Source organism: Verrucomicrobiota bacterium (genome assembly GCA_037139415.1).
GTDB lineage: Bacteria > Verrucomicrobiota > Verrucomicrobiia > Limisphaerales > Fontisphaeraceae > JBAXGN01.
This window is the reverse complement of the sequence record JBAXGN010000191.1, coordinates 1-15,489: the sequence shown is the minus strand read 5'-3', so window position 1 is coordinate 15,489 and position 15,489 is coordinate 1. Positions and strand designations below refer to the sequence as shown.

The window sequence follows — 15,489 nt, the reverse complement described above, 5'->3', positions numbered from 1 at the left end:
CGCCTGGTGTTCAAATTGGTATCAAGCTAAATCTGGCAGATGCGGTGTTCTGAGGTTAGGTTAAAAGGTCCAATTGGGCACTTTTTCCCGATCAACTGGGTTCAGCGTGTCATTTGCAGGTCTTTGGCATCTGTCATTTTTCTGCCGGACAATTTTTCTGCAAAATTTTTCGGGTTCATTTCCCCACCGTCTTCGGATCACGCACCGCGAACGCCAGAATCAGCAGCACGATAAACACGCCCCCAAGCAACCGCCAGGTGGCCATCCACGCATGGCGGGCGATCGGGACGATATCCAGTTTCACTATCAGATCTGACCATGGTTTTACCTGGAGGGAACCAGTGAAGGTGAGGGGGTGCCCCTGGATGGGCAGGGCGGCGCGGATGGATTCCGGCTTGCCGCCGCCGGCGCTTTGCTGGCCGATCAGGCGTTCCGCCAACCGATAGAGCGCGGTGTTGTCTTCGGCGGCATTTTGTTCGAGCGCCTGCTGCGCCTGTTGCTGGGTATAGTCCGGGATCTGGCCGGGTTCCCAGCGCGCGAAGGGCGTGCGGGCGGTTTTGCCGTCCTTCTTCTCCAGGGACTCGAAGGCGTTTTGCCGGCGCTGGTTCAATCCGAGCAACGCCTGCTGCATTTTCAGATTGTGCAGTTGCACGCGGGCATCCTCGTTGAACGCCGCGTCTTGCGAGGACATTTTCCATGCCGCCTGGTAGGCGCGCCGCGCCTGTTGCGGAGTGCCTTGTTGCAGGAAGGTGTTGCCCATCTGCAACAGCCCCTCGGCTTCCTTGGATTGTTTCTGATTCCGGGACGTTTCCGATTCCAGGTAATTTTCCACGTTGATGCTGCCCGGCATGATGGTCTGGCCTTCCGCCTGCAATTGCAGGGTGCTCTCCCATTCCTTCAACTTCCATGCCGGCGGCAGATACACGTTCCAGGTAATGTTCTCCAGCGGCAAATCGAAGGACGGCCCCAGCGCCTGGTGATTGAAATCGCGCGCGGTCGCTCCGGTTTCACAGGTGTAGAAAAACTCCACGGAAGTGGGTTTGCCGGGCTCGGAATTCTTTTCGAGCAGCAGCAGGGTTTGGCCGTTGTCCAGCCATGGCCAGGCGCTTTGCCCGTTTACAAACGCGTACCAGAACTTGCTATTGGCTGGCAGTTTGATGCGGAGCAGCCGTTTGTCGCCGGGTTGCAGCATTAACCGGCCCTCGGTGAGCATCTCGCCGGAAGGCGCCACCACGGAGGTCAGGTTCAGGCTCTCCACTTGCGCGGATAACAGGTTGGCGACTTTATGCCGGGTCAGCCCCAGCGTCAGCTCAAAGTCATTCTCCAGGATGCTGAAGGTATCCTTCGCTTCCGCCAACTCACGCCCGCGCCGCAGGGTCGCCGGGATGGCTTGCCATTCGGCTGGCTGCAAACTGGTGGGGATGCGCGGTAGCTTGATTTGCAACCGCCCCCCGGCGCGCACCGCCAGGTAGCCGCGATGCAGGTTGGCGGTTTTGGATTTGACGCCGGTGATTTTCACTTCGGACGCCTGGTTGGTCAGCGGCAGTTGGTAGGTCAGCCGCAGCGCGTAACCGCCAATGACCCGCCGCTGTAATTTGACTTCCCAATTCACCCAGCGACTGCTGTCGTCCGCCAATTTTACGGAATCAGAATAGAAATCCCCTTCAAACCGCACGTTCTCCGCGCCGGCGGGCACCTGCACGTTCAGGGATTTCACCCCGGCGTTCGTGATCTGGAAATCAAATTGGGCGGTCACCATCGCCTGGCCTTCCCGCAGGTTGACGTCTTGAAGCGTCGTCAGTTGAATCCATGGTTCCACCGTTTCAATGTCAAAGCCGAGCTGCCAGTTCGATTGGAGCAGGCGGAAGGCGAGGCTGCCTTTCTGGGTTTGGCCGATGCGCTTGGGGTCCAGTTGGGTCAAGCCATCGCGCTGTTTGATGTGTAGGCGGATGCCTTGTTCCGGCACCAGTACCAGTTGGCCGGTCTGCTTGGTGGCCTCGCGAAGCGTCAGGCGCGGCGCTTCCCACGTCTTCTTGTTGGCCAGTCCGGGCCCGGTCAGCGTGATGTTAAAGGTCGTGTTCCCCTCCGTCTTGCCGCGCAGATGCATCGTGATGACGCGGCCGCCCTCGGCTTTCATTTCCGTCCAGTGGCTCAGGGCTGTGCCGGTGAGGGTTTCCACCTCGAAATCCGCGGGCAGCGCAAAGGTGAGCTTGAAAATCCCGGCCCGCGCGATGTTCACCGAGAGCTGCGAGACTAGCAGCGTGCGATCTTCCCCGAGCGACAGCGTATCCTGCGTGTCCACCCGCACATCCGGTTGCACCGCGGCGGCGGAGATGGTGAGTTGGGCGGTGGCTTCGGAGTATCGGTAGGCGCGGCGCACCGTCAGGCCGGGGATTTGCCGCGCTGTTTCGGCGTTGATGGCCGGCGGGAAATCTTCGAGATTGATGACCGACATGCCCGTCTCCTTGGTCGCGTCCAATTGCACTTCCGGCCCGGTTGCCACGGCGGCCATGCCGATTTGTCCGGCGGCCTGGTTCAGCGTGATCACCCCCACGGTCTGCTCGTAGGGCAGGGTGCCGGCCACGAGTTGGGAGCGCAGCTTCAGTTGGAATGGCCGGGATTGAGGAGTCGTGAATTGCGCGCGCAACACCTTCGTGTCGGGATCAAACCGCCAGCTCGATACAAAGTCAGCCTGCACATCCGTGATGGTCAGGTTGCCGGGCACTTGGAAGGCGATCTCCGCCAACTGGCCTTGCGCCGGACGTACATTGATCCAATGCACCCCCTCCACTACTCCGGGCGTGGGAATATACAAGTGATGCAACTCGCCGTAAAAGACGGCCTTTTCCAGGCGCGGATCGCGCGCGCGCGGTTTCCAGCCGATGAAGGTCTTGGGCAGCGGGGCCAGCACCAGGTCGGCCCGCGTGAAATCCTGCTCGCCGCGTTTGATCCGGCTGGATTCCACCGCCACGGCGTGTTCGGAATAAACTTCCGCCTCGGCGCGGTCCACCTCCAGTTGCAGCCGGTTCACCAGGCCGTGCGGTGTGGGGAGGAGGAAGCCGCTGCTGGCGCTGTCCTTCGGCAATACCAGTTGGTACTCGAACCGGATTTCAAACTGCCCGGCCTCTTTGGCGGTCAGGCGATAGACCCCTTGGTCGCCCGTCTTGCTTTCGGTGAGCAATAGGGCGTTTTGCGGATAGTCCACCTTCATGAGGATTGCCGGTGCCGTCAGAAAATCGAGCCGTTGCCCGGCCTCGGTCTTCCAGGTGAGCTGCGCTTTGATCACCACAAAACCTTCCTGGACTTTTCCATCCTGGATCACGCTCTGCACGATGCTCTTGAGGGCATCATCCGGTTTGACCGCGCTTGGTTCTGCTGCGGCTTGGGCAAAGAACAGGCCCATCAAAAGCAGTGCGGTGACGATGCCCGCTGCGGGCGGCGCGGGCGGCGGTTCCGCCGGTTTAACGGGTTTGGTTTCGCGCGGCAGTTTCCACTGGCAACGCAGCGCCGGGATCACCACATGAATGAACGCAAAGGCCATCATGGTTATCAGGAATGCCGGCATCCCGTTGGGCGCGCGCAATGCGGCCCAGGCGATCAAGGTCCATCCCAGCATGACGCCCGCCTTGCGCAAGCCGCCGGTCACCCCCTTGATGGCGAGGTATAGCCATAGGCCCACCGCGAGGAGGGCGGGCCAAGCCGGCCAGAGCGTGTAGCTGCTGCTGGTCAGCAACTGGTTGTGGACCTGTACTGCAATCGCCTGTCCAGCTTCCTGGATGGGTGCGATCAAGGTCAGGGCAGGGGAAAGTTGCTGGGAATTTTCCGAAACCAAGTCCGCCAGACCCACCGCGAGGTTTGCCAGACAGAAAATCCCGATGCCGCAGGCGAACAGTCCCAGCCCGGTCCCGATCACGTTGCCCGGACTCCAGCGGAAGGTGCCTGGCCGGGTGCCCATGCGCAGCAGAAATGCCCCCACAAGTAGCAGCAGCGGCGCGGCAAAGAATGCGGATTTTCGCTCCATACCAAATGCTCCGGCCATCAGCCGGTGCAGCACGGCAAAACCGTCGGCCGCGTTCGGTTCTTCGATGGGGGCCACACTCCCGCCCTCATGTTGCAGGCGGTATTGCTCATCCGGCACCAGCCGCCATTCCGTCTGCAAAACGGGCGACTTCAAGGTCGGAGTCTCCAGTTTGATCCGGGTTTTGTCCGGCGATTTCGATGCCAGTTTGACCTCCACGTTTAGAATGGCGGAGGGATCCGACTTCGGCGGCAGCGGGATCAGCGTTTCTTTTTGGTCCAGCACCGGCACGACCTTTTTGCCGTTGACCTTGGCTTCCCATAACTCGGTGCCCTCGGGCAGTGTCACCCGCAGATGCGCGTAGCCTTGGTTCTTGACGAAGTAATTGGCGGTGGTGACCACTTCACCCTCGCGGGAGATATGCGTGTTCAGTACGGCGCGGTCGGCCACCTGATGCATGGTTTCTCCGGGTGCCAGGGAATTCAGCGCCAGCTTCAGGGTGAACGGGCGCGCGGTGTATTGGTACGCCGCCAGGATTGGCGAATCAAACAGGAGGCGGTGTTCCGGCGGGATTTCCGCCGGGTCGAGTTGAATCAAACCCGTGGAAATCTCGATCGGTTTCACCTCGAACTGGTAATCGCTGACCACCAGCACGCTGCCTTGCTCGGCTTGCACGTCCAGTGGGCGCGCCCCGTCAAAGGCCACGGTGTTGCTGCGCGTGTTGAGCTGGTGATCGTAGGTGGCCAGCAAAGTGTAGTTTCCATAGACCGGCGTGTGCAAATACACCTCGTACCCGGTGTCAGCCTTTTTCCAGTTGCGCACGTCTTTGCCGGAAAATTCGATATTGCCGTATTCCGCCGGCACCACAATTTTTAGCATGCTCACCGGCGCGCCCGCGATGAGGTAGTTGATCACCGAACTGCCGTACACAATGCCGTCCTTCACCGTGAATAAATGCAATCCATCCACTTGCACCGTCAGTGTCAGCCGCTCCACGTTGACACTGGCCTCCCAGTTATCCTCGCGCAAACGCCAGGCTTGTTGCAGACCGGCAATTTTCTTCGGGAAAAAGGCGGTGGCAATTTCCGTCAACCCGCTCAATCGTCCGGGGGTGAGGCGGAAACCCGTATCCGCTGAGACTCCCACAAACCCGCGCACCGATTTCACCCCTTGCGGTTGCAGCACCGGCAGCGCCCACGCACCGGCGTTGGCCGTCTGGTTTTTGCCCAGGCGCAACTGGATGATCTGACGGCCCGTCAACGGAGCCGTGAATACCAGGCGCAACTTGGACCAGCCGGTGTTCGGTTCGGCTGTCACAAAGTAGTCTGCCAATTGTGCCACCTGGAGTTTGGATACGCTGAAATCCGACGGTATCCGCAAATTAAACTCGCGCAGCGGTGCGTCACGGATTTCCAATTCCAACTCGGCATCAATCGCCGTCTCCGTCTCGCCCAAGTGATAGAGCAGCACTTGCGAGATGGATAACTCCGGCAGGATATGGTCTGCCTGCAAAGTCAGGGAATAGTCCCCGCCCGCAAAGCGATACGCAAAGGCCTGGCTGCCGCGCGGTACCCCCGCTTCTTGCAATTCCTTGCTCTGGGGGAAGATGTCCGGGGATATTTGCGAAAGCCCCTTGGTGTCCGTTACCTCCAACCGCACCGCCCCATCGTTGACCACCAGCAGGTGCCCGCCATAACGAATGGCCTGGACCGGGGCCAGGCGCAACGGTTGCACCTGCACGGGGAACACTCCCAGCGGCGTCTGCAATTGGATCACCACCTGGTAACTGTCTTTGCACGGCTGGTTCAACTGCACGAGTAAACGCCGATTTTTTGCCGCCGCCGTGCCTTCCACTTTCCACGAGAGAATATCGTTGCCGCGAATGCGGGTGACTTCTCCCTCCCCGGTGAGATCGAAGATCAACTGGGTCAATTCCCCCTGCATCACCCGGTAATCCATCAGGTACGCCTGCCGCAGCAAGCCCGGCCCCATCGCCATATGAACCGTCCCCTGCACGGAATAAAACAGCTTGCCCAGCTCTTCCCGCTTGGCCTCTTTCCATTGCAGTTGTACCCGTCCGGCGGAAGGCAGGAAACTGACGAAATCCTCACCCTGCCGCTCCGGTTTGGCTGCGCCCGCAAATTGAAATTGCGTGTCGCTGGGCAGTCCCTTGAGCACCACGGGCCGTAGTGAACTGGCCACGACCTCAAAATTTACACTGTTCCACACGTCTTGCGGCGTCACCTTGGCGTTGAACTTGAGCGCGATCGGGTAGATGCCCGGCTTGCGGAAACGCAGCAGGTAGCGCCCTTGGTCAAAGGTCATTTCCACCCCGGTGGGGAGGTCGGTCAAAGCGGCGTCGCCCGCCAGCACCGCCAAGGTGCCGCCTTCCGGATGTCGCACCACCGCCTCGCCGCTCAGCGTGAAGGCGGCATTCTGCGGCTTCAGTTCCCCGGTCATTTGGAACTTGTCCCAGATTACCTTGCGGCCGTCCGCATCGCGCTCGCGCACCTGTACGGATAACCCATATTCCCCGCCGGCGAAGCGGAATTGAAACGGCTGGTTGGGAATGAGCGGCAGTTCCCGTGGTTCGGTGCTCACGGTGGTTTCCGTGCGCACGAGCATCAGCCCGCTGATATTGGCGATGGCCAGTTCCACGGCCTCGGTGGGCTTGATTTCCAGTGCCCCATCAAATAGCGCCGCATTCTCCGGCACAAAACTCAACGGTGAAAAATCCACCGGCAGTTTTTTGAATGGCAGCCGCCCGTGAATGGTCGCGGCCAGTTCCTTGCGCACCACGTTTGTGGCCAGATCCGTGGGCCGGATCACCAGGAACTTGCCGCCCCGGCCATCCGACCGGATGCTCCAATCCTTCACGTCGCTGCCCGCGACGTTGGTTACTTCGCCATTCCCGCGCATGGCCAGAACCAGTTCCTTCAAGCGTCCCTGGTGAATCTTGGCCTTCAGCTCGCACGTCTGCGAAATCAGTTCCGTCTCAAACGTCACGCGCGCGTTGGCGGATAGCGAATAAATCAGCTTGGGCTCAACCTCCTCCGGCCCGCTGCCGCGCAATCTACCGGTGAGCATGAAGCTGGCCTGGTTGGTATCCACCTGCCCATTAAACGTCAGGCTCTCCACCGGTGTGCCCGCCCCAAAAGCAGTCCCCGCCAATGCCATAGCCAGTACGCCTGTCATACTCCACAACCTGCAATAATTCATCTTCATATATTTAAATCATTCTAACTTCTGCCTTTTTTTATCCGTGCCATCCGTGCTATCCGTGGTTAAAAATCCGGCTTTCGGTTTTCAATCTTCTACCCTTGCGTTCTCTGCGGTTCGGTCCTAGCTCCTGACTTCATGATTTTGTAATTTCATTTTTCTGCCATCCATTTTTCTGCTAAATTTCGGACTTCGGATTTATCTCCGCGTCTCCGCATGAGTTCCTGCCCCCTTTCGCGTATTTCGCGTGTTTGGCGGTTCCAGTCCTCGGTCCCCAATTTGCATTTTACAATTTTCAATTTGCAATCTTCGCGTTCTCTAACTCCTAACTTCTGCCTTAATCATTCCGCAATCCGCATTCACTTCCCCTCCACCCCAATCGCCTGCCGTATCATCGTAACCAACTGTTTCGGCCGCGGGTCCGGGCTGAACCCTTCCGGTATGCCCGTGAGATAATTCGGCAACTCTTTGAGGCGCACGCCGTCCGCGTATGGATTCCGCGCCAGCCACTCGCCAAAGGCTCCCGCCGTGGTTGCCAGGCGCATCGCTGGGCTGGCTTGGTCCAACTCCGGCACCTGGCCTTGATAGGACAGTTCCCATTCTTTTTCCAAATACTCACCGGTCTCCGGGTCTTTGTAGCGCACCCGCACCACGCCCAGTGCCCCTTGACCTTGTGGGTTTACCTCGATGACATATAACGCGTTACCCGCTTCGGCGGCGGCAATTTCCGCCGCGTCCACCGTGTTGTCGCGGAACTGTTCCTTGGTGAGCTGATGTTTGGCGTAACCCACCTGGCGGAACACCGTTACCCGTTGCGGATTGAATTCCACCTGTGTCTTCACGTCGGATGCCGCCACATTCAATGCGCCTGCGAGTTTGTTCGCAAACTCCGGCCCTGCCTCATCGGGCTGATTCAGAAAGGCATAACGGCCATCCGCATTGCGCGAGAGCAGCTCCAGCAGGTCATCGTTATACTCCTCCCAACCGATTCCGAAGCAATCCAGCGCGATGCCTTTCTTGCGTTGTTCCACCACTTTGCTTTTCAGATCCTCGGGTTCCACGTTCCCCAGGTTGGCCGCGCCGTCGGTGAGCAGGATCACGCGGTTATTGCCCTTGGGCTGGAAATGCTTGGCTACCGTCGCATAGGCTAGGTCCAGCCCGGCCTCAAGGTCTGTGCCGCCTTCCGGCACCAGGCTCAGCACCTGGCTGAGCAAGGCCTCCGGTTTGCCGCCCGCCAGGCCATCCACACTCAAACGGGCCGTGCGTGCAAAGGCCACCACGCTGATGCGATCCTGCGGTTGCAACTGCTTGGCCAGGACGCGCATGGCTTCATGCACGATCTGCACCCGATCAGGACGCTCCATCGAACCGGAGTTGTCGAGCAGCACCACCAGGTTCAGCGGTTTCTGCGCATCCCGTCCTTGCGCCGCCGTTTGCACGGAGAATCGCACGATGTCCCGGTTATGCGCAAATGGGTAATGCGCCCGTTCCCAGGCAAACGCGAGCTTGGCACGCGGGGCAGGGGCGGGATCGTGATAATTGAAGGCATTGATGAATTCCTCGGTGCGGATCGAGTTCGGATCGGGCAACTCGCCGCTATTCAGGCTGGCCGCCGCCGTTTTAAACGCCACATCACTGATGTTCAGCGAAAACGTAGAGAATCGGTTTTCCCGCGTGGGATATTCCGGCTGATGCTGCAACGGAGGGGCCGGAGGCGCTTTCTTGACATCAGCTTCCCGCTTAAGTTCCAGAACGCCGCCCGAGATCACCGTGCCACCGGAGAACGTGGTTGCGCCACTGAGGGTCAGCACACCAGCGCCTGCCTTGACTAACCCTCCTTCTTGCGCAGCTTTCTTGTCGGCGTTCTTCTCTTGGCTGGCCAGATAACTCCAATTCTCGGCAGATTGCGGTTTGGCCGGAGCCGAGGTAGTTGAAAACTTCAAACCGGCCGCATCTTTTTGCGCCATCTCCTTGGCCTTTGCCGGTCTGCCCAGCGCTGGGAGGTCTTCCGGCGTGCCTTTAAACGTCGGCTGCGGATACTTGATAGCAAGCGCAACTTGGTCTCTAGCCTGCGGCTTGGCGGGGGCGGTTGTTCTTTTGAAGTCATCCAGTGCCAGCTTGGATTTTTCATTCAATTGGGCCAATTGTTTTTTCTCCGCTTCTGGGCGTGCCTTGGTGCCCAAACGCATTTTGGCCGTATCTTCCTTGGCGTCTTTGGTTATCCTACTCCGCCGCTCATCCATCGTCACCGCCTTGTCCGCCGTTATTTCCCCCCTAAACACCCCCAGCGATTCTTCCAGCTCTCTGGCTTTCTGGGGTGCCCCCCCAAGACCTCGGGTATCAAGTTCCCCCAAATTTTTAAGTTGTTCCGGACTTCTCTTCGCCGCCCGGTCCAATGTTTCTCCCGTAAATCCTGCCGGGGCGGATTCCCCTTTGGCTAACCCAGCTTGTTTCTGTCCTTGCTCCGCATCCGTTACCAACTGCAACTGGTCCATGGCGTCTGAGTTCGACTCCTTAGCCTTGTTGGCGACCCCAGCCGCGCGGCCTTCCGGTTCATCCCAAAACAGTTGTTGCTCAGCCTTGGCTAACTTGGTGCCAACCGCGCTGGAAGCGGAGAGTCTTCCCAAGGCCTGTTGTTTCTCCCCGCCTTGGGTTTGGCCCGTGGGCTTGCCATTAGCGCCGAACAACCAGTCAGTCGTCGGGGCCTTTCCCGATGTGGGTAAATCCGCTAACGTGTCCTTTGCTGCTACTTCCAAGCGCTTGTGTACGGTTGGTTCTGGGGCCAGTTCTGCCGTATCACCCATCGTTAATTGTGGTGCGGCAACGGGTGGTGGCGGTGCCGCCGCCATAGTGCCAAACATAATTCGCTCTGCGTTCTCCCTGCCAGCCTCCTCGCGATTCTGAAGTTGCACAGTGCCCGCTTGTTCCGGTGCCGGTCCATTTACGGCTATCCCCTTGTCACCATCTGTTACCCGTAGGCTCCGTCCAGTCTGGCGTGTTTCGCTCAAGGAAGTAGCTCCGGTCGGGTCACTCACGATTGAAGTGCCGCCATTGAAAACCAAATTGCCAGAGATGACTGCGGTTCGGTTATCTTCCACTGCCACGGGCGCATCGGCTGCGGCCTCGCTTTGCGGGATGTAGATGCCGCCCGCGCCGCTCACCCTTCCAGATTTGGTACGCGTAATCGTACTGGTTGGTTTGGTCTCGGCTGGTAACTCACTGGTTGAATCCACCGGTGCGGCGACGACTCCCAACGCAACCGTTTCCGCTTCTTGCTCCATGGGTGACGCTGCCTTGGCAGCCTCACGTACTCTGCTTGCTTTGGCATGTGCAACCTGGCCGGCCTCCAATCCCCATGCCTGCTCCGTTTGCAACCCTGGTTTGGCGGAGATGCCTTTCTGCGCATCTGCGCCATCTTGTCTTGCTGCAAAAGTATTATGCGTGCCACCACCCACTCCACCACCACCGCCGGCGCCACCGTAATGGCTGTAATTGTTAATGGTTGCGTTCTTGCGACTGAGATCACGCATTGCCCCTTGCGGTTCGTTGACCGGCGGCGGAGTGGCCGCCGTGGCATTGACCACTACGTCCCTCGACTCATCACCTTTGACCACCACGGCCCTTGACTCGTCATGTCTGAAAAAACTGCGTCCATTTGCATCGGCTATGGCGGCGGTGGAGGAATGGTCGGAATCGGCATCCGTCCGCCTTGAATTCTGCTCGGCGGCACTTTCCTCCGGCAGAAATATCTTGGTGTTTTGCGCAATGGCGGCTGGCGTGGTGGTGGCGGGTGCAGAGAGCTTGTCTCCTGCGATTGACTTATGGCTGTAGAATGTCGCCCCAGGGACTGGTGCAGGGGATGATTTCGGTATAGCCTGGTAGCCAACCACGTTTGCATTATATTTCGTTTTAGCTCGTGCTATTTCCTCTTGGGTTGTAATCCAATGAGGATCAAAGTCATGGCTTACATTTCCACCAACGGTTGGTGTCGCTGGTGCTGCGCGTTGGTTTTTAGCCCTCCATCGCGCGATTTCTACTTGGCTTTCCTTCCAAAACGGATCAAAGGCACCATTATTTGCTCTACCGCCACTCAACCCTTCCACATCTGGCATATCCTCATTAACAAACGCAAGCACTCGTGCCTGATAGATACGGCCAGGCCATAACAACGCGGTCGTGATCCCCATCACGCACCACACCGCTGCCCAGGCCAGTGCCTTCTTCACTTGCGGTCGCCACCATAAACTCTGGGCCAGCATGATGAAATTCGGGAAAATAATCTTCCCCGGCTTGTACGGGGGATTCGCCGGTTGGGCTGCCGGTGGAACCTCTGCCTTCGGCTGCGATTGTTTGAACTGTTCCAGCAGTTTGGCGCGGCGTTCGGGCGATAGTTTCGGTTGTGCCACAGGTTGGCTGGCGGCCTTGGCTTCGGCGTGAACCGTTCGGGCGGCTTCCTTGACCATCCCGACGGTTTGCTGCATTTCCGCGTAAAAGGCGGCGAGTGAGGAATCCTGTTCCATCAACCGCCTCAATTCAGCCTGCTCTGAGGAGCTGGCCTCGCCCAGCAGCAGGGCGATCAAACGCACTTCCCATTGCTCGCGCTGGTTTGGTTCCGGGTTCATGACACAACTCCTGTTTTCTTGAGTGCCGCCGCTAACTCCTTTAACGCATGATGCAGCAGGTAGCCCACGTTGCCGGTGCTCAACTGCGTGCGATCACTGATTTCCTGGTAGGATAGCCCTTCGTCGAACTTGAGCCGGATCAACTCCTGCTGGCGGGCCTCCAGCGTCTCCAGGCATAACCGTGTTTCACCAATCGCCTCCATCCGCATAATCTGCTCATCCGGCAGCGGTTGGTAGTCGGGCGTTTCCCGGTTCTCCTCCTCGGCTGCCAGCGGCACGATCTTCCGCCCGGCGCGCAACTGATTCAGCGCCAGGTTATGCACCGTCCGGTACAGCCAGGGCACCGGCTGTTTCACGGACTCAAATTCGGCATGTAATCTCATAAAGGCTTCCTGCACCACATCCTGGGCGGTCTCGCCATCGTGGACCAACCGTTGCGCGTATAGCAGCAAGACCGATTCTTTGGCCTCATACAGGGCCTCAATCGAATCCGCCGCCGCCACCGGCGCGGCATCCACTGGTTGACGTTCTATCATGGTCAAGTGCGCACTTGCCTTCATCTCTATGACACCCTCGAACCCGTTTTCTTAGGAAAATCTTTTGATTGGACGGAACTATACCGGAAACCCTCCCGTTTGGCTCCATAAAAGCGCGACCTTTTTGCGCACCGGCGGCATCAGGCTTGGTTGAACTCCCGTTTCCCCTTCGCGTCTTTGCGTGAATTTTTTCTTCCCCTTTCGCGTGATTGGCGTGATTGGCGGTTCCAGTCTTCGGTCTCCAATTTTCAATTTGCAATCTCCGCGTTCTCTGCGGTTCGGTCCTGCCTTCGGATTTCAGAACACCCCAACGCGCTTGATGCCGCCCGAAAAATGCTTTTCGAGCAAAAATCCACTTGCAGCCGGTACCCCCCTTGCGCCATATTAACCCCAGTCGAGTGCGCATATGGTGGAATTGGCAGACACGCTACTTTGAGGTGGTAGTGCCGCAAGGTGTGCAGGTTCAAATCCTGCTATGCGCACCACTTAAAACAAGGTTTTTTGAAATAGTTGTTGCATTTCTGACGGATTTCTGACAACCTTGTTTCATGACAAATAACGATACGTTTCCGATCCGGTTCGAGAAGGCTGAAATCGCCGTTTGTGTTGATCTTGGCCCGGCCAACAACGATGCCCAAACTTTTTTGGTGCTTTTTCAGCGCAAGGGAAAACCTCAGAAAGAAACCTTCACCAGCCTTGATTCAGCACGCCAGCGGGCACAATTCGTGCTGGATGAACTCGTCAATGAAGCCTTTCCCATCAAACTGGAGCGGGGTGGAATCACCGTTAAGGTTTACCTGACGCCGACCAGTAACGGCTATGATGCTTTCACGATTTCTTTCTATCAGGAGGGTACCCGCAAACGCGAGCAGTTCGCCAGCTTGAGTGATGCGACCAAGCGCGGCAAAGAGGTGTTGCGCGATCTGGTCAAGGGCGAGGTGCATGGTGCCAGCATGACCAGCCAGAACCGCGCCGCGTTTGTGCATGCGCTTCGCCACCTGGAGCCCACCGGGATCAGCTTGGAATCTGCCTGCAAGGAATTCGCCGCCGCGTTTGCGCTGCTGGGCGGGGTGCCCGTTCTGGAGGCCGCAAGGTTTTACGCCAAGCGCCACTCGCAAACTGTGGTGCCCCGGACAGTCAAGCAGGTGGTGGATGAGTTCCTTGCCACCAAGGAGCAAGGCCGCGCCACGAAGATCAAGACCGCCAGCAAGACGGTCAGTGATCGCTATCTTTACGACTTGCGCAAGAAACTTGAAAAGCTGGCCGCGCGATTCAATTGCTTGATTAGTGCCCTCACCGCCGAGGAAATCAATCGCTTCGTGTATGATTTGAAAACGACCGGAGGTTCGGTTAAGAAGGGCTCCCTGCCGCCAAAACCCGTCAGCGGGCGCACCAAGAACAACTACCTTCAGACCATCAATGTGCTGATCGAGTTCGCGAAGAAACAGAAATACCTGCCCAAAGATTTCGCGGTCATGGATGAAGTAGAGCCGGCCGAGGAAGCCGACTTTGAAATTGAGATTTTCACCGCCGAAGAGATTTCCAAGATCCTGGCTGCCGCCCATACGGACATCCTGCCCGTGGTGGCCATCGGCGCTTTTGCAGGGATCCGCACCGCAGAAATCAGCCGCCTCGACTGGGCAGAAGTGAACCTTGAGAAACGTCTAATTGAGATCAAGCAAGGAAAAGCCAAAACCCGTTCCCGCCGGCTGGTGCCTTTTACGGAGAATCTGGCGCTCTGGTTGAAGCCCTACGCCAAGCCTTCCGGCCCGGTCTGGCCGCATTCCGAACCGTTCATGTTCGAGATGATTCGCGATGCCGCCAAGGATGCTGGCGTCAAGTGGAAGCACAATGCACTTCGCCATTCCTTCATTTCCTATCGTGTGGCCAAGGTAAAGAACGTTGCCGAGGTGGCCATGGAAGCTGGCAACAGCCCGGACATGATTTTCAAGCATTACCGGGAATTGGTTTCCGAAGAAGCGGCAACTACCTGGTTTGGCATCACGCCGGAAGCGGTCGCCAAAGCCAAAGAACAATGGCAGACGGAACAGGCCGCCCAAGTGGTTTGCCGTCACTCCTGACGCCGTGGCTGTGAAGATAATCAAATTGGAACAGGTCGCGGCGGCCTGGCGAGGTTTTGAACTTCCCTTGACTCTGTTGTGGTAAGAAGCATACTCAAGTACATGAATATGGCTCCAACTACGAATGCTATGGTATCTTTTGCCCTGAATCTGGGCAGCCGCATCTGTTAAGCCAAATTTATCGAAAAGAGGTAATTATTATGGAAGGGCCAATTATTTTGTCCAAAACTTTGAGAATCCGCGATTGCGGTTGCGATGAGTATTGGTTGCAAGACCAAATTGCAAATGATCCCAGTATCTTGAAGTTGGGAGACCTTGAGGTTGTGAAGAGAGAGAAGCAGCAATCGAGTGGCGGAAGGCTGGATATTCTACTCACGGATCCTGATGACGGTTCAATGTATGAAGTTGAGGTCATGTTGGGTGCTACGGACGAAACACATATTATCCGCACGATCGAGTACTGGGATTTGGAGAAACGTCGGTGGCCACAGCGGCAACATTACCCGGTTTTGGTGGCCGAACAAATTACCCGGCGCTTTTTTAACGTCATTCAGCTTCTCAGTCTTTCTATTCCTGTTATTGCCATCCAGGCCAATATTGTTGAAGGGGATGGAAAGCGCCTGCTCCATATATCAAAAGTGCTGGATGTTTACGAGGAGCCTGAAGTTGAAACAGCATCCCCATCCGAAGGAAGTTCAGAGGATAATTGGCAGCGCGATCACCCTGAGAGTATTGTCTGTGCAAAGACGTTGCTTTCAATTGAGGGGCCAATTTTCCCAGGCATGGGGCTGAACTATGTTAAATATTACATTTCTCTTCGCATTGGGAATTCAATTTATTTCTGGATAAAAGGCCGAAGTGGAGGCAAATCGCTAGTACATCTCTGGATGGACGATATCGCTTGGCAAGAAGCTGAGAAGTTATTGGATTCAAATGGCTGCCAGTACACCCGCAAAAAGACTAAGTGCTTATCCGTAAATAGATATTGTCTGTCGCCAGCAGATTATGGCTGC

5 protein-coding genes and 1 tRNA gene are annotated in these 15,489 nt (G+C 57.4%); 3 read left to right on the top strand and 3 right to left on the bottom strand.

Annotated elements, in window-relative coordinates:
• Positions 1 to 175: 175 nt before the first annotated feature.
• The 3 genes from WCO56_24500 to WCO56_24490 form a co-directional block, all read right to left on the bottom strand.
• On the bottom strand, positions 176 to 7,213 hold the full coding sequence (locus WCO56_24500; protein ID MEI7732755.1) for a hypothetical protein: 7,038 nt from the start codon (positions 7,211 to 7,213) through the stop codon (positions 176 to 178).
• A 383-nt stretch (positions 7,214 to 7,596) separates the two neighbouring features.
• Complete coding sequence (locus WCO56_24495; GenBank protein MEI7732754.1) at positions 7,597 to 11,859, bottom strand: von Willebrand factor type A domain-containing protein; 4,263 nt, start codon at positions 11,857 to 11,859, stop codon at positions 7,597 to 7,599.
• On the bottom strand, positions 11,856 to 12,395 hold the full coding sequence (locus WCO56_24490) for an RNA polymerase sigma factor (protein MEI7732753.1): 540 nt from the start codon (positions 12,393 to 12,395) through the stop codon (positions 11,856 to 11,858). Before WCO56_24490 ends, WCO56_24495 begins: the two co-directional genes overlap by 4 nt.
• A 400-nt stretch (positions 12,396 to 12,795) precedes the next feature.
• Here WCO56_24490 and WCO56_24485 point away from each other — a divergent pair.
• The 3 genes from WCO56_24485 to WCO56_24475 form a co-directional block, all read left to right on the top strand.
• Positions 12,796 to 12,880: transfer RNA gene (locus WCO56_24485), tRNA-Leu, on the top strand.
• Between the two features lie 63 nt (positions 12,881 to 12,943).
• Positions 12,944 to 14,476: a site-specific integrase gene (locus WCO56_24480; protein ID MEI7732752.1), complete on the top strand. Its 1,533-nt coding sequence runs from the start codon at positions 12,944 to 12,946 to the stop codon at positions 14,474 to 14,476.
• A 200-nt stretch (positions 14,477 to 14,676) separates the two neighbouring features.
• The coding region (locus WCO56_24475) for a hypothetical protein (GenBank protein MEI7732751.1) at positions 14,677 to 15,489 on the top strand (813 nt) is incomplete at its 3' end.

Coding starts and splice junctions, on each gene's coding strand:
- WCO56_24480 (MEI7732752.1), top strand. CDS start 12,944: ATGACAAATAACGATACGTTTCCGATCCGGTTCGAGAAGGCTGAAATC.
- WCO56_24490 (MEI7732753.1), bottom strand. CDS start 12,395: ATGATAGAACGTCAACCAGTGGATGCCGCGCCGGTGGCGGCGGCGGAT.
- WCO56_24495 (MEI7732754.1), bottom strand. CDS start 11,859: ATGAACCCGGAACCAAACCAGCGCGAGCAATGGGAAGTGCGTTTGATC.
- WCO56_24500 (MEI7732755.1), bottom strand. CDS start 7,213: ATGACAGGCGTACTGGCTATGGCATTGGCGGGGACTGCTTTTGGGGCG.